Below are 20,280 nucleotides of genomic sequence, written 5' to 3' on the forward strand. Positions count from 1 at the left end.
CCCTAATTATAATGTAAATCTCAAGTTAACACCGTAATTCCTTGTTTGAGGCGCACCGCTCAAATCCATCCCTTGGATATTTCCAGCACCTTGGGTATTTACTTCGGGATCTGCCGGGAAGCCCGGAGCGAAGAAGAACAGGTTTCTGGCTGATACTCCAAACGAAGCCTGGCCAAATGGCGTGGACCTAAGGACTCTTGCCGGAATACTGTAGCTTAAGGAAACTTCCCTTAACCTATAAACGGTCGCATCAAATACTGCGCCTTCAGAAGCCAAACCACCTAAACTACCATAGTAGGTCTGAGCAGGTACTTGAATATTATTAGGTCTGTAAGTTCCATCCCCATTTGCAATCACTCCAGGAAGAATTCTGGGCTGATCTCTGTCTACTCCAGTATAGTCAATGTGACCTCCTGTTCTTAAATCAACTTGGTTGAAAGAATACAGTTGACCTCCATATCTTGCATCAATCAATGCATAGAAAGTAAGGTTTTTATAGGTAAAAGTATTTGCCAATCCTGCCAACCAATCCGGCTGGACATTGGCAATTACTGAATTTGGAACACCTGGGGCATAAGCACCTGTGGTTGGGTTTACCAATAAATCACCATTTTCATTTCTTGGGAATGCCGTAGAAATGACCACTCCATAAGGTTGGCCTACAGCAATAGAAGATGTGATCCCAATAAATCCTCCCGGAGGAATGCCTGAATTGTCAACCCCTTCAGCAATAGAAACAACTTCATTTCTGATCCTGGTAAAGTTCAGGTTGGCATCCCAAGTGAAGTCTCCTCTTTTGAATATAGTTGAAGACAACACTGCTTCAATACCTTTATTGGTCATTTCACCAATGTTAGTGGTTCTGGTATCAAATCCTGTTGATGGAGAAACCGCCACGTTGAAGATCTGATTGGTACTGACGGTATTAAAGTAAGCAAGATCCAAACCGAATCTGTTATTGAATAATCCTAAGTTCAAACCTACTTCATATGCTGTAACAAATTCAGGAGTCAGTTCAAAACTTCCGATTCTTCCTGCAGGAGTAAATCCGGGGATACTACCGCCCGCTACTGAAATCGGGAAATTGATACTGGCAACGTTATTTCCATATCCAGCACTGACCAATACGGATTGGAGTAAATATGGATCTGCATCTCTACCTACCCTTGCTGCACTTGCCCTGACTTTTGCATAAGAAAGAATATCAGATTGAATGTTGAATGCATCGGTTGGTACAAAACTTGCTGCAATTGATGGATAGAAATAAGCATTACTGGTTGTTGGCAATGTAGAGGACTGATCCACCCTACCTGACAATTCCAAAAACAGGTAATCATTATAATCTAAGCTGAGCTGCGCATAATAACCTATCAGTCTTCTTCTGGATTTAGATTCTGAGGAGTTGGTAAATACTGATGCATTGCTGACGTTGTCAAATCCCGGGATGGTCAGTGATTCACCTACCACACCCACATTTTGGAAATCCCTTTGATTGATATTTTGACCCAAAAGCAAATTGGCATTGATACCTTCAGCAAATAGATTAGCTTTTCTCATGGTGATCATCAAATCACCATTCAATTCAGATCTGAAAAGCACATCTTCATCCAACTGGCCCTGAGGAGCCCTTGCCGCTCCGATTCTAAGGGTTTGCTTTCTTCTATCAGTGTAAGTATCAGCAGTAGCTCTATAAGTTACATTCAACCAGTCTGTAAAATCATACCCTACGTTTAAATTACCGAAAATCCTGTCTACATTCAAATCGAATAATTCATTTTCCGCACTCCATAAAGGGTGGTTCTGAGCAGGGTTGTAATAAATACTTCTGCCCAATTCATCCTGAAATGGCCTTCCTGAAAAATCAAAAGACCTTGGGATACGGGTCATCTGACCCAAAGCAGAACCTCCATTACCAGCAGTACCCGCTCTTTGCTTGGATTTTACATAGGTCATAGTGCCTCCAACTTTAACCCCATTTTGGAGTTTTTTGTTACCACCTACCTGAACGCTATACCTGTCAAAACCAGTGTTTGGAATAATACCTTCCTGATTAGTGGAACTCAAATTCAACACATAGTTTTCGTCTGCATTACCTGACGCAATATTAATTCCATTTTGAAAAATTCTTCCTGTCTGGAAAAATTCTCTGAAATGATTAGGAAATGCCCGATAAGGAACCGTTTCACCTTGCGTATTCACTACTGTATCAAAACCTGGAGTTCCGAATCTTGGGCCCCAAGAGGCCGTGGTAGTAGGGACAAAATTGTTTTGCGTACCTTGACCATAATCGTTCTGCAGGGGTGCATAATCAATAGGATCCTGAAGGTTCAAGGAAGAAGTCACTGTGATTTCAGTCTTGTCACTCAATCCCCTACCGCTTTTGGTTGTAATAATAATGGCACCTGCAGAAGCCCTGGAGCCATAAAGTACGGCAGCAGCAGGACCTTTCAGGATATTGATGGATTGGATGCTTTCAGGAGCAATGTCATTTAATCTGTTACCCGGTTGAGAACCGAATACCCCAGTTTGAGTATTATCCGTGTCATTACTAAAGATAATTCCATCCACAACGATCAGTGGTTGGTTACTTCCGGTAAAAGAAGTTATACCTCTGATGTTAATATTGGTAGAAGTACCTGCACCCCCCGATGAACCACCAATGGTTACACCGGCAACTTTACCTTGTAGGGCATTCAGTAAATTGGGCTCTGATTTTTGGGACAATGCATCTCCCTTGATCGACTGCAATGAATACCCCAAGGATCTTTCATCCCGTTCTATACCTTGTGCGGTGACCACTACTTCAGAGAGCGCACTTATGTCTGGCTGCATAACAACATCCAGAATGGATCTCCCATCAATGAGCATTTCCTGAGTCCTGTATCCAACAAAACTGAATACTAAGGTATTGCTTCCAGAAGGAACATTCACTGAGAAATTCCCATCAAGGTCAGTTACCGACCCAGCGGCGGTACCTTTAACTTGGACATTGACCCCTGGTACACCATCCGGCTCATCCGCCGAAGTTACGCGTCCAGTTACAGTCCTACTCTGCGCCACTACGGAGAAAACCGTGATTAGTGTCAACGCAAAGCCTAGTAAAACTTTCTTCATACGTTTGTCTTTAAGATTATTTAACAGTAATTAACAATGCAATTATGAATACTTTTATTAATAAAAGCAAGATTAAAGAATAAAAGGGAAGTCATTTTTGAGTTCAATTTATTGGAATAGGTAGAATTAAAAGTACAAAACAACTTTTTCCCCAACATTATTTCAAAAACGGTAAATAAAGGCCCCTTTCTTTCTATTTTAATCAATTAATTTTATTTTTTTTCAATAAAATGCACTCCTAACCTTATTTTATTTTGAATGCTTTAATTTTGGGACCTGCCTTGGGAAAAGTTTTAACTGAAAATTTCAAAAAAATAAACTTTCAAATTGCCCGGATCAACTATTCTCCAAATTTAATCCTTTAAACTAAAAAATTATCCAAGATTGCGCTGATCTAATTCTTTTTAAATTAATTTCCAATAATTAAAATAATCCCCCAAGATTATTGTTTAAATGAAATTAAAAGGCAAATCTTACAGAAATGCCTATTTCGTCTTCCCAAAGTCCGGATTCCCCAAAACTATATGCTGGCTTCCAATCCAGAGAAACATTGATGGGGGCATTATAGAATTTATAATCCAGACCAATAATGGCATCCAATCCGAATTCGGATGAACTTGTCCGGTTATCACCCCATGGGGTATTTCTGTTTTCAGCGTTCCAGGTTCCATAATGCGCACCTCCACCAAAATACCAATCCAAGCCCCTGACTTCTCTGATATTATTGTGGACCTCAAATAATCCCGTAACTATAAGCCCACCCCACCTAGTGTACAGCAGTCCCTCCACTGCCATTGTCTCATTGATAAACTGCTTGACGGTAAGTCCATTTCCGGTTCCTGTTCTGATACCTATACCTGTATTGTATTGGGCTTTGGTTTCCTGGGCAAATGCCATTAAGGCCAAAGACATTAATAAGAAGAGTGATTTTTTCATGATTTTAAAAATTGGGTGATAATTAATTGGGATGTCTGAATTAGGGAGAAGTCTTCTTTCTCTCGGAAAGTGGATGGCAATCCGAGATTGGAAAAGGTATCCTTTTAAAACTTGGACTTGAATTTGAGATAGATAAGAAACACTTTCAGCATTGGTGACTTTTTTTGCTTTACTGAATCCAAGACGAAATAAAGCAATTCACCGAAATATTTTTACAAAATCATTCAAAAACATGAATTTTTTCGGGAGTGATACAATAATTAAGCCCAATATCGTGGGATTCAGCAGGTAAAATATTTTCAGGAGGAAAAAAAGTAAGACCTACCTTCCATACCGAGTCAGCTATTTTCGAAAGGAATTTATCATAATATCCTTTACCATAGCCTATCCTGTATCCCTTTTTATCAAATGCCAGCAAGGGAATCAGAACCAACTGGATTTTATCAGGTTCAACCTTTACAGCCCCAATCGGAAAAGGTATGCCCCAAGAATTCAATTTGAATTCTTTGACTTCCGAGATTTCAAAAGTATCCAAGGTATCTTCCAATTTATTGACCTCAGAAGTATACAGATGATAACCTGAACCCTGAAGCCGCTCAAAAAGTGGAAAGGTGTTCACTTCATTGAAACGTTTGATAGGTAGAAATATATGTATGTGCCTTATTTCAGGGCGAATGCTTAGAAAATCCAACAATCTTTTGGAAATTATTTCGGATTGAGCATTTATTTCCTCAGTAGTAAGTAATCTCCTCTTCAATAAATACTGCTCCCGGATTGTCTTCTTATCCATTTTCAGACTTTAATATTATGTAATTAAAATCAAATGGATCAAACAATTCGAAAAGTTCATCTAAAAAGTCTGGTGCTTCCAAGTAAAACTTCATGAAATTCTCTACCCTTTCCTGCGGGCTTCCTCCAGGAAAAAGTAGTTCCTGAATATCCTCTCTTCGGCGGATTTGAACGGATTGCCTTCTCTCTTCGGCTTTTCTGACTTTTTTGGACAATTGATCCATGATTTTCAGCGCTCTCACCTTACCTGCTTCAAATGCATTGCCGAGGCTTTTTTCCAATTCTGAGGCTTTTTGACCTGTCTGTTCAAAAATCCTGGACATACTTTCCTTTTCTTGCTCAAACTGAAAATCAACAACAGCATGGTTCAGAACAAAAGCTTTTTTCCAATCCAAAACCGTTTTGAACAACTCTTCATCTTTTAGTCCAAGCTGATTAATTTTTCTGGAAGCAACTGTGTCAAGGACCAATGCAAAATTCCTTGGCATGATGGCAGGAAACTGAACTTCAAAATGATCGAACATGGATTTGAGCTGCAACCAATATATAACTTCTGCTGGGCCGCCTAGGTATGCCAAATTCGGAAGAATCATTTCCTGGTACAAAGGTCTCAAAACGACATTTGGACTGAATCTTTCAGGGTGCAGGTCCAACTCCTCAAGAATCTCATTTTCTGAGAAAGAAACAGCTGTATTTAACACCTTATATATAGAGTCACTTTTTTCAATCCTTTCCCGGAGTCCATCCACCATATAAAAGAGATTGATATCCCTTGGATAAATCTGACTTTTATAACCCAAATCATCCAGTTTGCTGCTTTGGTCACTCGCAAATCTACTGGGCGCTTGGTTTACCAAATCCTCTTTAATAACCGGAATGAAAAGACGTTTTAAGTTGGCATCATTTCCATCCACTACTATCAAGCCTTTATCTCCAAATAAATGGTGAACATATTTCCTGACTGCTTCCGACAACTTCTCTGATTTCTGATAGGCCTCCTTAAAAAAATCAGGAACAAAGAATGCCACTTGTTGGAAAAACCCTCTGAAAGTCTCATCCAATTTAAAATCCCCAACTGCACCTTTTTGAGGAGATTTCCATTGATATTTCTTTCCATTCAACTTGAAATAATTGATTTCTTCAAAATCATGGTCTTCAGTAGCCATCCAATAAACCGGGACAAAGTGACAGTCCGGGTATGCTTTCTTTAACCGCTCTGCAAGATTGATCGTAGCAACAATTTTATAAATAAAATATAGTGGTCCGGTAAAAAGGTTCAGCTGATGACCTGTAGTAACCGTAAAGGTTTTTGAATCTGACAGGGAAGAAATCTGTTCCATAATCAATGCATCCCCCTCAAAACCCGCATATTGTTTTTTCAATGAGTCCACTAAGATCTGCCTGTTAGATAAGCTGAAATTCTTTCCTTTGATCAGGTTTTCGAAATTCGAAATTTCAGGATACTGATTGTAGAAAGAGAAGGTTTCTGGTTTTTGGCGGATATAATCTAAAAATAGGGGTGAAAACTGTCCGGTACACGCTGGGTCAACAGTGGATTTGATCATGGAAATAAGGGTTCAACAAAATGTTTGAAAGTACAATAGAAGTAAACTTGTCAACAAATGATAAAGTTCGCTTTTTTTCCCGAATTACAAGAACGGTTTCCCATCAGTTTAATAATTTCAAAAATTATGTAAGGGATATAGAAGGGAAGATGGGTAGATTTGTGGAGTAAGGAGTTTTGTCGGATGACCGATGACCGATGTTGGGGAAAGACGGGAGACCGAAGACCGAAGACCGAAGTTTGGGGAATCGTCATTCAGAACGAGCTTCTTGAAATCTTAAAACCATGGATAAACCTTAAGCGAAGTGAGGAATCCCCTATGGAGGAAGAGTAATTCGCTGTGGGAAATGGGGAGTTGGGAGTTTTGTCCGATGACCGATGTTGGGGAAAGACGGAAGACAGAAGACCGAAGTTTGGATTCCCTGTGGAGTAAAGAATCCCAGAAATGGGCTCAGTGTAATTGGAAATCCCGATAGGGATTCAATCCCGAAGGGGTATTTGCCCCGGGTGAAACCCGGAGGATTTAAAATAGGAATGAGCGTTCCTAAAACCCTGAAGGGGTTTAATTAATCTGATCTGCTGATAGCGTGAAAATTTATGAGAAAGTGGGAAGTTGGGGAAGGACGGGAGACCTAAGTGCTTATCCTGCCAAAGGCAGGCAGGCACAATGACGCTATTCCCATCTTTACCTCAGTATCTCAAGTCTCATGTCTGCCTGCCGGTAGGCATGTCTCAAGTCTCAAGTATAAAAAAAAATGAAAAAACAAGAAATACCCGTAACCGGAATGAGTTGTGCAGCATGTGCCATCAGCGTGGAGAAAACATTGGGAAACAGTCCGGGAGTAAAAAAAGCTGCTGTCAATTATGCCAATCAGATCGCCTGGGTGGAATGGGATGAAGTGGAAGTTTCTCTCGATGAGTTACAGCAGCAGGTAAAAGCCAGTGGTTACGATCTCTTGATTGAGAAAATCGAGCAGGAAGACCTGGAAAACCTACAAAAAGAGGCTCACATTGATTTAAAAAGAAAAACAAGATATGCCGGTCTACTGGCTTTACCTGTTTTCCTGATAGGCATGTTTTGGATGGATATGCCCTATGGCAATTACATCATGTGGGTTTTTACAACTCCGGTTTTATTGGTTTTCGGGAATCAGTTTTTCAAACAGGCCTGGAAATTGGCCAAAAACAAAGAGGCCAATATGGATACTTTGGTCGCCCTCAGTACAGGAATCGCTTATATCTATAGCAGTTTCAACACCTTTTTCCCTGAATTTCTTTTGGCAAAAGGTCTTGTTCCCCATGTGTATTTTGAGGCAGCGGCAGTGATCATTTTTTTTATTCTACTGGGAAAGACCCTGGAATCGGGCGCAAAAGCAGGAACCGGTGCAGCTTTGAAAAAACTGATGGGTTTACAGCCACAGGACTTGATAGTAGTGGAAAACGGTGTAGAAAATCTCAAAAAAACCTCTGAAGTCAAAAAAGGAGAAGTGATTCTGGTCAAACCGGGCCAGAAAATCCCTTTGGACGGAAAAGTATTGGAAGGTACTTCTTATGTAAATGAAAGCATGTTGACCGGAGAACCCATTCCCCTTATCAAATCATCGGGAGACAAAGTTTTTGCCGGAACCGTTAATCAGGAAGGTAGTTTTACCTTTCAAGCCGAACAGGTTGGTGATCACACCCTATTATCGCAGATTATCCAAAGGGTGAAAAAAGCACAAGGCTCAAAAGCCCCAGTACAGAAGATGGTCGATCAGGTAGCCGGGATATTTGTACCTACTGTATTGTTGATCGGATTGATTACATTTCTTGTGTGGGGATTCAGTGGGGTGGAAGATTCCTGGTTGAGGGGGATGTTGGCTATGATTACAGTATTGGTGATTGCCTGTCCCTGTGCGCTTGGTCTGGCCACACCTACCGCTATCATGGCCGCCATGGGCAAAGGTGCCGAAATGGGGATTCTTATCAAGAATGCTGAAAGCCTGGAAAAAGGAAAAGAAATCGACACTTTGGTCCTGGATAAGACCGGTACGATCACAGAAGGCAATCCAAAAGTGACAGAGGCGTATTTTTCAGATAAATGCGAAAAATCTGACCTGTCTTATCTCCTAGCCTTGGAATCAAAAAGTGAACATCCATTAGCAAATGCCATCAGTACTTCCCTGTCGAAAGATTCCAAAGCACTGCCCCTAAAATCATTCAAAAGTGTCACCGGTAAAGGGGTATGGGGTAAATCAGAGACATCTGAATTCAGGATCGGTAATTCAAAATGGCTGGAACAGGAAGGGGTAATCCTGGACGAAAAGCTCTTGAAGATTGCAGACGACTCATTGCAGGAAGGGGCAATTATCGTATTTGCGGCCAAAGACCATCAACATATCGGACTCTTTAAAATCGCAGATCCGATCAAAGAAACATCCATCAAGGCCATTTCAGAATTAAAGAAAATGGGTATCAGTATCCATATGCTGACCGGAGACCAAAAAAACACTGCGGCTTGGGTGGCTAATGAAGTAGGCATTGAACATTTTAGTGCGGAAATGCTACCTCAGGACAAGGCTTCTTATGTCCAACAATTACAATCTACCGGAAAGAAAGTAGCCATGGCCGGTGATGGCATCAATGACAGTGAAGCTTTGGGATATGCAGATCTGAGCATTGCCATGGGAAAAGGGACTGATATAGCCATGGAAGTGGCAGAAGTTACCCTGGTTCATTCAGACTTAAGTCAAATTCCAAAAACACTGCTTTTGACCAAAAAAACGGTGAGCATAATTAGGCAAAACCTCTTTTGGGCATTTATTTATAATATCATTGGCATCCCCATAGCCGCCGGCATCCTTTACCCTTCATTTGGATTTCTTTTAAATCCCATGTTGGCGGCAGCAGCGATGGCACTCAGTTCTGTATCAGTAGTAGGAAACAGTCTGAGATTAAGGCGGGGGTAGGTGGTAGGTATTTCAGGTCTTGTCCACCGCGGAAGAGGTCTTAAACCTGAGACCTAAATCTTGTATCTTGCGTCTTGTGTCTTGTGTCTCAAATCTTAATAAAACTATGAAAAAAATCGAATTCAAAACCAATGTGAAGTGCGGAGCTTGTGTAGCCACCATTACCCCTGAAATGGAAAAATTATCTGCCCAATCCTGGAGTGTTGACCTGACCCATCCTGACAGGATTTTGACCGTAGAGGGAAATCTTGAAGAAGAGGCAGTTCTCGAGGCTTTGGAAAAATCAGGGTATAAGGGAGAAATCATTTCCTAAAACAATTCCGGTCTGATTTGCTTTAATTTATTAGCTTTGCCCAAAATTTTCGATGATCCACTACCACAAATTTGTACTTGAAAACGGCCTGCAGGTATTGGTCCATGAGGATCATGGTACCAAGATAGCAGTGATGAATATCCTGTATAAGGTAGGATCGAGAAATGAAATTCCCGGAAAGACCGGATTGGCCCACTACTTCGAACACTTGATGTTTGGTGGTTCGAAAAATGTCCCGGCATTTGATACTGCACTTGATAAAGTCGGTGGATCTTCCAACGCATTTACTAATACAGATATTACCAATTACTATATCACGCTTCCTGCGACCAATATAGAAACCGCTTTTTGGCTGGAATCAGATAGGATGCTTCAGTTGAATCTCAGTGAAAAAACGATCGAGACACAGCGAAAGGTGGTGATTGAAGAGTTCAAACAGCGGTATTTGAATCAACCCTACGGTGATGTCCACCATCACGTCAGGAAATTGGCATTCGAAACCCATCCCTATCAGTGGCCAACAATCGGTAGAAATCTCGAAGATATCATCCAATATGAAAGGAAGGATGTGGAAGAGTTTTATTTTACCCATTACCGTCCTGACAATGCTATCTTAGTGGTGGCAGGAGATGTGACATTGGACCAAATAAAAAATCTTTCGCAAAAATGGTTTGCCGATATCCCCTCAGGACAAATCCCAAAAAAGACAATCAATCAAGAGTTGCCTCAAACTGCAAAAAAAGTCCATACAGTCCAAGCTGATGTGCCCACAGATGCCCTTTACAAAGTTTATCACATGCCTGCAAAATTACAGGATGGGTACCTGGAAGCGGACCTGATTACAGATATTCTGGGTTTTGGCCGATCTTCCATATTGGAGCAGCAACTGGTAAAAAACGGGAATATATTTGCATCCATTGGCGCTTATATCTATGGTACGGTTGACCCCGGATTATTGGTGTTTTCAGGGAAAATGGAAAAAGGACAAAGCGCCGAACTCGCTGAGAAAGCTTTGGATGAAGTAATTCAAACTTTTGTCCAATCCACCATCTCTGAAGAAACCCTGACCAAAGTCAAAAATCAGGCGGAAGCCATGAAAACCTATGAATCTGTTCAGTTATTGAACAGGGCCATGAGTTTGGCCTACTATGCGCACTTGGGCGATGCTGATTACTATCAGACCGAATACGAAAAGAAAACCCAAATCCCGGCAGAACAAATACTGGATTGGGCCAATCAAATCCTCAGGGAAGACAATGCTTCGGTGTTGTATTATAAGGGGAAGTAAAATAGTACAATGTACAATGTACCAAGTACCAAGTAGGGAAGGCAAAATTATAAGATTGGTAACAAAATCCAGTTTCTTAATTTCCGGATTTTCATGGGAATATATCTTTTGGTTCCCGAACATCTGAATGGCATTGATTCCCATTAAGTCAAACCTTCGGGGTTTTTAAAACCCCAAAGGTTTTCCAAGTCTTACATCTTGTGTCTTATGTCTTAAGTCAAAATAAAAAATATGTCAAACTTCAGAATAGGTTTCGGTTACGATGTTCATCAGCTACAAGCGGGTTATGATTTCTGGCTTGGGGGTATCAAGTTGGAGCATGAAAAAGGGGCTGTGGGCCATTCAGATGCTGATGTACTGATTCATGTGATCTGTGATGCCCTATTGGGTGCGGCCAATCTCAGAGACATCGGTTATCATTTTTCTGATAAAGACCCTAAGTATAAGGGCATAGACAGCAAGATCCTCTTGAAAGAAGTGATGATTCTGCTCAGAAATGAAGGTTATGAAGTCGGCAATATCGATACCACAGTCTGTCTCCAATTACCAAAAGTCAATCCCCATATCCCGGCCATGAAAAAATGCCTGTCTGAGGTCATGGGGGTTGAGGAAAGAAATATTTCCATCAAGGCCACGACTACAGAAAATCTGGGTTTTGTTGGCAGAGAAGAAGGAGTCTCTGCTTATTGTGTTGCATTAATCTATTCCAAGTAAAATGTCCCGGGAAGTCAAGATCATTACCACAGAAGACGGTTCACATTCGTTGTTCGTCCCCGAATTGAACGAAAGCTATCATTCTTTTCATGGCGCCTACCGGGAATCCATCCATGTGTTTATGCTCTATGGCCTGGAAACATGGTACATGAGAAACCCTGAAACATTTCCCATCAGGATTTTTGAAGTGGGTTTTGGGACTGGGCTCAATGCCTGGCTGACATTGGTTTGGGCGGAGCAATATAAAGTCCCTGTGTTATACCACACCATCGAGCCATTCCCTTTGGAAAAGGAGATCTATTCACAGCTCAATTATACAGAAGTGGATACCAGTATTTATCATTATGCTTCCTATTTCAAAAGATTGCATACTGCACCCTGGAATGAAGGGGTGGTCATGTCCGAATATTTCAATATGAAAAAAGACAAAGTCACTTTGGAAGAGGCTGTCCTCTACCCTTCTGATGTGGTTTTTTATGATGCGTTTGCTCCGAATAAGCAACCGGAACTTTGGACAAAAGAAATATTGGACAAAGTAGTAGACACCATGAATCCCGGTGCAATCTTTACTACCTATTGCGCCAAAGGCCAATTAAAGCGGGATTTGAAAGAACTGGGATTGGAAGTGGAAACCCTCCCTGGCCCTCCCGGCAAAAAGGAAATGGTAAGGGCTGTCAAGCCTTCCCATTGACAGATTTTCGGAGCGTCATGCTGAACGAAGAGAAGCATCTCCCGAGGTTCAGGAAAAGGATGATTTTTACTAAAAAGGTTAAATATTCTTCAAGTAATTCAACCGTTTAATTGTACCTCTGGAGATTCCTCGTACCTACCAATGACATCATCATCGGAGCTGCCGTCATGCTGAACGTAGAGAAGCATCTCATGGGGATCAGAAAACGGTAAATATAATCATAAATAGGACCGCTGGAGATCCTTCGTACCTCAGGATGACGCCCACCTTGATGTCATTCCCTTTTCTGTAAATGCCAAATTTTCATTACTACCATTGACAGAATTCCGAAGCGTCACTCTGAACGTAGTGAAGAGTCTCCTAAACCTAAGGGGATTCTTCACTTCGCTGTAATGTTTTCAGATTGCTTTAAGGTTTTCAGAAAGCTCGTTCTGAATGACGCAAAACCCGATAACTTTTCAGCATCAGGAGGATTTCAAAATATTTCAACCTTCCTTCAAACATTGAATCCTCAATAAATCAATAATTCAACTCTGGAAGCAAAAAGGATTATCCTATAATCCCTCATCTCCTATCATCTTCTTCAAAAAGTATCTTGACATAGCTGTCATAGCGGTAGGGATGGATGTATCCTTCTTCGAGTTTTTGAAGGACCACACAGCCGGGTTCGTTGATATGTTGGCAATTGTTGTAGCGGCATTGCCCAAGGTATTTCCGCATTTCCACAAAATAATGGGAGAGTTCAAATTCTCCGATATCCAAAATCCCGAATTCTTTGATCCCCGGTGTATCGATCAGGTATCCGCCGTTTTCAATGGGAAACATTTCAGCAAATGTCGTGGTGTGGACTCCTTTTGAGGAGAACTTGGATATTTCCTGGGTGAATTGTCCTGCCTCAGGAATAATTTTATTGAGAAAAGTAGATTTTCCTACTCCGGAATGCCCCGAAAGTAAAGTTGTTTTCCCTTTTAACAGCGGCATAAACTGTTGCTGCAAATCCGCTGCATGAAGCGCTGAAATCTCCAAAACCGGGTAGCCCAAAGGAGGATAAATATCCTTGATATCCTGAAGGTATTCCATATCCTTTTCCTTGTAGCCCACATCCATCTTGTTGACCAAGATCATTGCGGGAATCCGGAAGCTTTCTGTACTGACCAGAAACCTGTCAATAAAACCAAGTGAAGTCCGGGGATTTTTGAGGGTAATGATGAGATAGGCCTGATCAATATTGGATGCCAGAATATGCGAGAAATGGGCTTTTCTGGTTGATTTGCGGATAATGTAATTCTCCCTTGGCAAAATATCCGTAATGACAGAGGTGGGTTGGTCTTCTTCCTTTTTGACTTCCACATAATCCCCAACAGCTATGGGATTTGTCAATTTGAGATCATCCTGCTTGAATTTACCCCTAAGCCGTGCATTGATGATTCCGGCATCGGTCTGCACTATATACCAACTGCCAGTGGATTTAATGACTCTTCCTTTCATGATTTTGAGTCTGACAGCTTTAAATTTTTTTCCATCCAACCTATGAGTTTATCCTGATCACTTCTTTCACACAACTCCAGACTTTGGATATTCATGTAAATTAGCTCAGGATTTTCTTCACACTTTTTCAATTTATTATCGATATAACCCTGATTTCTTCCATAAGGATGTAGAAAGGAAAAAGCAGGTTTTGCAAAGTTTTTATTCCCTTTCAAAATCTCCAAATGATAAGTAAGAGAAGCAACATTAAATTGCTCGTTATGGCGGAATTTATAAGCTATTTGCTTTTGAAGGATGTCCGGATTTTTGAGAAAAAAGTTCTCGACAGTTTCTTTTTTCATCGCATGGGGTGTATGGCTGGAGAAAAAATAGCGCCATCTGAATCCTAAAAGTGCGGCTGCATTCCATTGCCCGACATGGAAAGAAGGTTTTGGTTGAAAATCTTCATTGTTCAAAACCGATTTATGCACACCTTTCCGCAAGCCGTTCCAGATATTTCTGAAAAATGGTGCAGCAAGCCATTTTCCCCTCATCACAGGCATACGATCAATAAACCAATCTTCAGGCCTGATTTCCTTCACCAAAAACATGTCGTCACTGAGATAAACGAAATTGTCTGATAACCCTTCAATTCTCCAAATAACAGATTCAATAGACCTGCTGTTGAAAGTCGGCAAAAACTTTTCATATCCCCGAAAGATCTCTTTGTGGTCCACTATTCTGATATCTTTCAATCTCTCTGGAAAATAGGTATTGATATAAGGCGCGACTTGGGGGTCTTGTTCATCTGTCACTATAAAAACCTTCCTTACAAAAGACGCAAAAGTGAAAATGGACAACAAACTGTACTTTAATTCATTCACATTCCCAAATCGGGTATTGTCTGCACCCGGGATTTTTTCCCTGGATTTACCTCCAAGAATCTTTTCCATCTTACGTCTATGTTTGGGATCGTTTCCATCCACCCAAGCAATCACTACATCTATTGGTCCTATTTCTTCGGAATTCATCATGTCGACTTATACGATCCCTTTGAATCGGTCAGGAATTTTAACCACCAACTTCCATTTGGCCATAGTGGGTTTGTTCCACGCATATATCGGTCGAATAAAAGTCTGAAAATCACGGGCGATAGAAAGCCATTTCTCATCAGTTTTTGCCTTTGCTTTGGTGATGATATCAATTGTTTTGGCACGTTTTTTTATGTGCCCTTCCCGACCGGTCGCCATCCTGTCTTTATCCAGAAAACGGTCCTGAATCATTTTATAGTCTACAGAACCGAAATGAAAAAGGTATAAGTTCGGATCAATCCTGAAGTTGTGACCTTTCACCCGATGAAAACCAGAGCCCCAATTTACCGGTTTTGAAATTACAGAAGGCTTGGTATATCGGGAAGAAATCAGGGCATATTCTCTTTGTGAAAGAAATGGCAGATCAACATTTAATGTGTCTTCTTTACCCATAAACTGGCCCACATCCATTCCAAGTCCCGAAACAGAATATTGGATATCAATGGCACTGAGATATTCAGCCAAGGTTTTACTACATTTTGGATCTACCACCAAAAATTCATCGGCATCGACCCCTATAATGACATCATAACTTTGCAGTAATGATTTGGCTACATTTGAAAGAAAAGACAATCGGCGCTTTTCTGCAGAGACCACATGTTCAACCACTCTCTTTTCATGGAAAACATTCACTTTCCCTGCATTTTTGGGAACGGGCTGATCTTCACCGTCCAGATAGATATACAAATTTTCTTCTCCCAGCTCCTTCCCATAATAATTGATCCAGCGGGTTAAAAAAAAATCATCATTTCTTGCCATGGTAATTACGGCAACTTTCTTGAAATTTTTGGCTGGTTTAATCTCTTGCATATCTTTCTAAATGCTTCTAAACCCAGCAAAGGTACTTGGATTGTTACTAAAATGAAAAGAATAGGAGATTTTTAAGCCAATTGATATTTCTTGGTTTCAAAGAAGATGAAAGAACTCTAATTAGGTTACCCGCCTTGCATTCTTACTAAAAAAATCCTGATTACATTTTTGGAATGTCACTTTCCAAAAATTTGAATAAATTACCAACTTATCACCAAAATCAGGGATTTCCTAAAACTTAACTCAATCTTCATGGCAAAAATATGAACTTAAAATTTGTCTTTAAGAAGAATTATAACCGTATAAGATTCAACCTTTGCGCAGCTGAAAATCCTCTTTATATGGGATTTTACAAGTATGTGTACCATCCACCTAAGGGATCTCTTTCAGAATTTTTGGACAGTTATTCCAGAGAAAACGCACCCATTACTTTTTTACAAATAGGTGCGAATGATGGCTTTATTTATGATCCCATCCAAAAATTTATCAAAAGAGATAATTGGAATGGAATGATGTTGGAACCACAGCCCCATGTATTCCATGAATTTTTGGTGAAAATCCATGCCAAAAGACCCGAAATCATACCCATCAATGCTGCTTTGGCAAACAAAGACGGGAAAACGATCTTGTACACGATTTCTTTCAGCAAGGAAAGATGGGCGACAGGTCTGTCAAGTTTTGAAAAAGAAGTGCTCTTGAACAAATTCAAAGATGGCACTATTGCAAAAAAAGCCGCTAAAGAAGGTATCGAAATCCCAAAAAGCGAAAAAGACTGGATACAGGAAGTCGAAATTGATGCCATCAGTCCTGAATCTCTTATAAAGAAATTTGATGGCAAAAAGATTGATCTATTGGCCATAGATACCGAGGGATTTGATTTTGAAATCTTAAAAATGTTGGATCTGAAAGCAATGAATCCTGAAGTTATCATATATGAGGAAGAGCATTTTAATGAAAAAACCAAAGAAGACTGCAAGGGTTTTTTAATAGGTCTTGGATATTCCTACCATAGGGCAGGCAGAGATGTGTATGCTACTAAAACAAAAAATTACAATTAAGTTTTTGGCATCATTTCTTTGATGGATTTTTTTAATTAACTTGTTGTCCCTTTTAACTTTATTATTGATCCACTTTGCTACTGGTATGATTAAAGTCCTTTTTGTTTGTTTGGGCAATATATGCAGGTCTCCTCTTGCAGAGGCTATTTTTAACCATAAAATTAATTTACTCGGACTGGAAGAAAAATTCATCAGTGACAGTTGTGGTACTTCAGACTATCATATTGGCGAATTGCCTGATGAAAGGACACTACAATGTGCAAGAAAACATGAAATCAAGATACAGCATCGTGCACGGCAGCTAAATAGAGTCGATATCAGAGAATTCGATTATCTGATTGCTATGGATTTTTCGAATAAAAAAAATATCCAAAATCTAATGGATAAGCTCAGTATGGAACACAATCAGCTCTTTATGATGAGACAGTTTCAGCCTTCGGCTGACCATATTGAAGTTCCTGATCCGTATTATGGCGGTGAAGATGGTTTTGAAAATGTTTACCATATATTGGACAATGCAATAGACCATTTTCTGGAACATCTCAAAATAGAGCATAACATTTATGTTTGAGAGTCCTGAATCCTATGAAAATATACTTTTTTTAAGTCTAGGGCAAAGTCCCGAAATCAAACAGATCAGGCTAATTGCCGCAGGAAATGTCAATCAGGGCATATATTTGGAGACCTCTGCAGGGTCTTTTTTTCTAAAAACCAATTTCGAAACTGATCCCGACATTTTCGAAAAAGAAGCTGAGGGGTTGCAAATGCTCAGGAACAAAACCCCCTTGCAGATTCCTGAAGTCTATCATTGGGGAAAAATCGAAGACAGGAATTTCTTATTGATGGAATGGATTGATACAGATAGACCCAACCCGGTGTATTGGCAGGAATTGGGCGTTGGGCTGGCACAATTACACATGGCTACCCAAGAGCAATTTGGCTATGCAACAAACAACTACATTGCTTCACTTGTCCAAACAAACAGCCCTAAAAACTCCTGGCAGGAATTTTTTATTGAAAACAGGCTAGAACCGCTTGCCGGTAAGGCATATTATCAAGGACTTCTGAGTTTGGAATTTTTCAAAAAATTTCAAAAAATGTACCCCAAATTGGAAAATTTACTTCCGAAAGAAAAACCTGCCCTCTTACATGGAGATCTGTGGTCGGGAAATATTATGCGGGGGAAAAATGGTAGTCCCTGCCTTATTGACCCGGCAGTCTACTATGGACATCGCGAAATGGATCTTGCCTTTTCAAGGATGTTTGGCGGATTCGAAGAAGAATTCTACCAATCTTATGAAACTGTTTTTCCGCTTGAACCCGATTTTGAAGAAAGAATCCCGATTTACAACCTCTATCCCCTATTGGTCCATCTCTTGCTTTTTGGCAAAAGCTATCTCTCCGGAATTGAAAGGACGGTGAATAAGCTGATATGAATACCAGGCTGTTTGGATATTCAATCTTGAATTGAATTCCAATGACATAAATCGGAGTAGTCGTCACCCTGATCCCGATAGCTCCTAAAATCCGCATACAGATGTTTAAAAATACCGCAAAACCTTAATTGCTAAGGCTTTGCGGTTTCGATTATTTCACCTAATTTGGTGTTGCACAAACAATCGATGAATGAAAGTAGTAAAATCAAATTCAATATCAGCATTTGGAGGGATGAATTTCGTTTTTGAACACCTTAACAAGCTGAATATTAGTGATATCCTATCTGATTCTTTACCTAAATTAAACCCCAATTCTCGTTATTCATGGAAAGATTTATTTTATTCTTTCCTGTCAATTTATTATTGTGGTGGGGACTGCATTGAAGATATACACACCAATTTAAGGCCGCATTTTGAAAACAATCCTTATATAAAATTACCTAGTCCTGATACTTTACTGAAGCGCCTGTCTGAGTTAGCCACTGAAAATCAGATTTGTAAAACTAAGAGAGGTTCAGTTGAGCATGAATTTAATAGTAATGAAGAATTATGTAAACTAAACATGGCAATACTGTCAAAACTTGGGGTATTAAATTCTCAGGAATTGACGCTTGACTACGATAATACTATCATTTTTAATGAAAAAAGCGATAGTAAAATGACTTATAAAAGGGATTATGGTTATCAACCCGGTGTGTGTACAATAAACGAAGAACATATCTTTTACATCGAGAATAGAAATGGTAATTCCGATGCTAAGTCATTCCAAATTGATACTTTACAACGCATGTTTGGAGCTTTGGAAAAAGTTAAAACTCCAAAAGTTTCACATTTCAGAGCAGATGCAGCATCTTATCAATATGAAGTCATTGAGTTGTTGAATGAAAAATCTGAGTTTTTCTATGTAGGTTGTAGAAACAGTTACGTGGAAAAACATTTTACACAGGTTCAGGATTGGACAACAGCCAAAGATGAATTTGGGGAATTACAAGTAGGTTCAATCTTGATCACTCCTTTTTCACAACAAGCCAGAGAATATAAAGCTACTCCCAAGCCGTATCGCCTTTTGGTAAAACGCAGGTTAAGAAATGATGGCCAAATGAACATAATCACACAGGATGCCTATGATTACCGTGCAATATTGACCAATAATTTTGATATGACTGATTTGGAAGTCGCTAATTTTTACGCCAAGCGGGGCAACATGGAAAGACAGTTTGACATCTTAAAAAATGATTTTGGTTGGCAATGCCTCCCTTTTTCTTCGTTAAACAAAAACTCAGTATTCCTCTATTTTTCAGCAATTTGCAGAAACCTATACAATAATGTGATTAACTATTTTTCAACTAAATGCAAAAGTATAAAACCCACCGACCGAATTAAAAAATTTATTTTTCGATTTATAATTCTTCCTGCAAAATGGATAAAACAAAGCAGACAAATGAAGCTAAAAGTATATAATCCAGCTTTTGTATATACCTGATAAAAAAAACATTTGCGAAAAAAAATGGCTCATTCCTCTAAAATAAGTATTGGATAAAACTGTCTTTACTTTTCAAAATTTCAATAATTCTGTAAATCAAGTCAGCAAAAACAAACAAACTTCGGAAACAAGAGAAAACAAAAGCCTTGATTTTACTCAATTTTTCAAAACAACACGGTTTGGTTTACAGAATTGAATGTCATTAGGTCACTTACGGATTTTAGGAGCTATCGGGAGAAGGGTCTCTTGAGGGTCAGGAAAAGGGTTATTTTGACTAAAAGGATTATATGCCTTACCTGTAATTCAACCGTTTAATTGTACCGCTGGAGATCCCTCGTGCCTACCATTGACAGATTTTCGGAGCAGCCGTCATGCTGAACGTAGAGAAGCATCTCCCGAGGTTCAGGAAATGATAAATTTGAACATAAATAGGACCGCTGGAGATTCCTCGTGCCTCGGAATGACGCAGAAACCGATGTCATTCCCCTTTCTGAAAATGCCAATTTTCTCTACTCGGGATGACGCAGAACCCATTTTCATTTCCCTTTCTGTAAACCCCAATTTTCATTACTCGGAAT

At 39.9% G+C, this 20,280-nt stretch carries 16 protein-coding genes; 9 read left to right on the forward strand and 7 right to left on the reverse strand.

Features of this window, described 5'->3' with window-relative positions; all coding sequences use genetic code 11:
• Window positions 1–6: 6 nt before the first annotated feature.
• The 4 genes from B9A52_RS02075 to bshC form a co-directional block, all read right to left on the reverse strand.
• Window positions 7–3,114: a SusC/RagA family TonB-linked outer membrane protein gene (locus B9A52_RS02075; protein WP_084118741.1), complete on the reverse strand. Its 3,108-nt coding sequence runs from the start codon at window positions 3,112–3,114 to the stop codon at window positions 7–9.
• Between the two features lie 459 nt (window positions 3,115–3,573).
• Window positions 3,574–4,050, reverse strand: coding sequence for a hypothetical protein (locus B9A52_RS02080; RefSeq protein ID WP_084118742.1), 477 nt, complete (start codon window positions 4,048–4,050; stop codon window positions 3,574–3,576).
• Window positions 4,051–4,270: 220 nt separating this feature from the next.
• The gene (locus B9A52_RS02085) at window positions 4,271–4,840 is read right to left on the reverse strand and encodes a 5-formyltetrahydrofolate cyclo-ligase (protein WP_084118743.1); all 570 of its coding nucleotides are present in this window, start codon (window positions 4,838–4,840) and stop codon (window positions 4,271–4,273) included.
• Entirely contained in the window at window positions 4,833–6,404 is a 1,572-nt protein-coding gene (gene bshC, locus B9A52_RS02090) for a bacillithiol biosynthesis cysteine-adding enzyme BshC (protein WP_084118744.1), read from the reverse strand. The genes B9A52_RS02085 and bshC overlap by 8 nt, the downstream gene beginning before the upstream one ends.
• Before the next feature lie 754 nt (window positions 6,405–7,158).
• On the opposite strand from bshC, the gene B9A52_RS02100 reads away from it, so the two are divergent.
• The 5 genes from B9A52_RS02100 to mnmD all read left to right on the forward strand — a co-directional run bounded on the left by B9A52_RS02100 (window position 7,159) and on the right by mnmD (window position 12,357).
• Window positions 7,159–9,351, forward strand: a complete 2,193-nt coding sequence (locus tag B9A52_RS02100) for a heavy metal translocating P-type ATPase (protein ID WP_084118746.1) — start codon at window positions 7,159–7,161, stop codon at window positions 9,349–9,351.
• 106 nt (window positions 9,352–9,457) lie between these two features.
• The gene (locus B9A52_RS02105) at window positions 9,458–9,664 is read left to right on the forward strand and encodes a cation transporter (RefSeq protein ID WP_084118747.1); all 207 of its coding nucleotides are present in this window, start codon (window positions 9,458–9,460) and stop codon (window positions 9,662–9,664) included.
• A gap of 52 nt (window positions 9,665–9,716) precedes the next feature.
• The gene (locus B9A52_RS02110) at window positions 9,717–10,952 is read left to right on the forward strand and encodes a M16 family metallopeptidase (RefSeq protein WP_084118748.1); all 1,236 of its coding nucleotides are present in this window, start codon (window positions 9,717–9,719) and stop codon (window positions 10,950–10,952) included.
• 231 nt (window positions 10,953–11,183) lie between these two features.
• Window positions 11,184–11,666 (forward strand): 2-C-methyl-D-erythritol 2,4-cyclodiphosphate synthase, encoded by a 483-nt coding sequence (gene ispF / locus B9A52_RS02115; RefSeq protein ID WP_084118749.1) that lies wholly within the window; start codon window positions 11,184–11,186, stop codon window positions 11,664–11,666.
• A gap of 1 nt (window position 11,667) precedes the next feature.
• Window positions 11,668–12,357 carry a tRNA (5-methylaminomethyl-2-thiouridine)(34)-methyltransferase MnmD gene (mnmD, locus tag B9A52_RS02120; protein WP_084118750.1) on the forward strand — a complete coding sequence of 230 codons (690 nt, stop codon included), beginning with the start codon at window positions 11,668–11,670 and terminating at the stop codon, window positions 12,355–12,357.
• Window positions 12,358–12,921: 564 nt separating this feature from the next.
• On the opposite strand, the gene rsgA is transcribed toward mnmD, so the two are convergent.
• The 3 genes from rsgA to B9A52_RS02135 are packed head-to-tail and all read right to left on the reverse strand — an operon-like array spanning window position 12,922 to window position 15,725.
• The gene (gene rsgA / locus B9A52_RS02125; protein WP_084118751.1) at window positions 12,922–13,845 is read right to left on the reverse strand and encodes a ribosome small subunit-dependent GTPase A; all 924 of its coding nucleotides are present in this window, start codon (window positions 13,843–13,845) and stop codon (window positions 12,922–12,924) included.
• Window positions 13,842–14,858, reverse strand: a complete 1,017-nt coding sequence (locus B9A52_RS02130; RefSeq protein ID WP_084118752.1) for a Stealth CR1 domain-containing protein — start codon at window positions 14,856–14,858, stop codon at window positions 13,842–13,844. Before B9A52_RS02130 ends, rsgA begins: the two co-directional genes overlap by 4 nt.
• Before the next feature lie 6 nt (window positions 14,859–14,864).
• Complete coding sequence (locus B9A52_RS02135; RefSeq protein ID WP_084118753.1) at window positions 14,865–15,725, reverse strand: glycosyltransferase family 2 protein; 861 nt, start codon at window positions 15,723–15,725, stop codon at window positions 14,865–14,867.
• 263 nt (window positions 15,726–15,988) lie between these two features.
• Between B9A52_RS02135 and B9A52_RS02140 the strand changes: the two genes are divergently transcribed.
• The 4 genes from B9A52_RS02140 (at window position 15,989) to B9A52_RS02155 (ending at window position 19,702) form a co-directional block, all read left to right on the forward strand.
• On the forward strand, window positions 15,989–16,783 hold the full coding sequence (locus B9A52_RS02140) for an FkbM family methyltransferase (RefSeq protein ID WP_084118754.1): 795 nt from the start codon (window positions 15,989–15,991) through the stop codon (window positions 16,781–16,783).
• Window positions 16,784–16,868: 85 nt separating this feature from the next.
• Entirely contained in the window at window positions 16,869–17,354 is a 486-nt protein-coding gene (locus B9A52_RS02145) for a low molecular weight protein-tyrosine-phosphatase (protein ID WP_084118755.1), read from the forward strand.
• A complete protein-coding gene (locus B9A52_RS02150; protein ID WP_084118756.1) occupies window positions 17,347–18,219 on the forward strand; it encodes a fructosamine kinase family protein in 873 nt (290 codons plus the stop codon). Before B9A52_RS02145 ends, B9A52_RS02150 begins: the two co-directional genes overlap by 8 nt.
• A 190-nt stretch (window positions 18,220–18,409) precedes the next feature.
• Window positions 18,410–19,702 (forward strand): IS1380 family transposase, encoded by a 1,293-nt coding sequence (locus B9A52_RS02155; protein WP_084118757.1) that lies wholly within the window; start codon window positions 18,410–18,412, stop codon window positions 19,700–19,702.
• Window positions 19,703–20,280 lie beyond the last annotated feature (578 nt).

Origin of the sequence: Aquiflexum balticum DSM 16537, from assembly GCF_900176595.1 — a bacterium.
Taxonomy (GTDB): domain Bacteria; phylum Bacteroidota; class Bacteroidia; order Cytophagales; family Cyclobacteriaceae; genus Aquiflexum; species Aquiflexum balticum.

Bases quoted from the DNA above. Each gene is read 5' to 3' on its own strand.
- B9A52_RS02075 (WP_084118741.1), bottom strand. From the start codon at position 3,114: ATGAAGAAAGTTTTACTAGGCTTTGCGTTGACACTAATCACGGTTTTC.
- B9A52_RS02080 (WP_084118742.1), bottom strand. From the start codon at position 4,050: ATGAAAAAATCACTCTTCTTATTAATGTCTTTGGCCTTAATGGCATTT.
- B9A52_RS02085 (WP_084118743.1), bottom strand. From the start codon at position 4,840: ATGGATAAGAAGACAATCCGGGAGCAGTATTTATTGAAGAGGAGATTA.
- bshC (WP_084118744.1), bottom strand. From the start codon at position 6,404: ATGATCAAATCCACTGTTGACCCAGCGTGTACCGGACAGTTTTCACCC.
- B9A52_RS02100 (WP_084118746.1), top strand. From the start codon at position 7,159: ATGAAAAAACAAGAAATACCCGTAACCGGAATGAGTTGTGCAGCATGT.
- B9A52_RS02105 (WP_084118747.1), top strand. From the start codon at position 9,458: ATGAAAAAAATCGAATTCAAAACCAATGTGAAGTGCGGAGCTTGTGTA.
- B9A52_RS02110 (WP_084118748.1), top strand. From the start codon at position 9,717: ATGATCCACTACCACAAATTTGTACTTGAAAACGGCCTGCAGGTATTG.
- ispF (WP_084118749.1), top strand. From the start codon at position 11,184: ATGTCAAACTTCAGAATAGGTTTCGGTTACGATGTTCATCAGCTACAA.
- mnmD (WP_084118750.1), top strand. From the start codon at position 11,668: ATGTCCCGGGAAGTCAAGATCATTACCACAGAAGACGGTTCACATTCG.
- rsgA (WP_084118751.1), bottom strand. From the start codon at position 13,845: ATGAAAGGAAGAGTCATTAAATCCACTGGCAGTTGGTATATAGTGCAG.
- B9A52_RS02130 (WP_084118752.1), bottom strand. From the start codon at position 14,858: ATGATGAATTCCGAAGAAATAGGACCAATAGATGTAGTGATTGCTTGG.
- B9A52_RS02135 (WP_084118753.1), bottom strand. From the start codon at position 15,725: ATGCAAGAGATTAAACCAGCCAAAAATTTCAAGAAAGTTGCCGTAATT.
- B9A52_RS02140 (WP_084118754.1), top strand. From the start codon at position 15,989: ATGAACTTAAAATTTGTCTTTAAGAAGAATTATAACCGTATAAGATTC.
- B9A52_RS02145 (WP_084118755.1), top strand. From the start codon at position 16,869: ATGATTAAAGTCCTTTTTGTTTGTTTGGGCAATATATGCAGGTCTCCT.
- B9A52_RS02150 (WP_084118756.1), top strand. From the start codon at position 17,347: ATGTTTGAGAGTCCTGAATCCTATGAAAATATACTTTTTTTAAGTCTA.
- B9A52_RS02155 (WP_084118757.1), top strand. From the start codon at position 18,410: ATGAAAGTAGTAAAATCAAATTCAATATCAGCATTTGGAGGGATGAAT.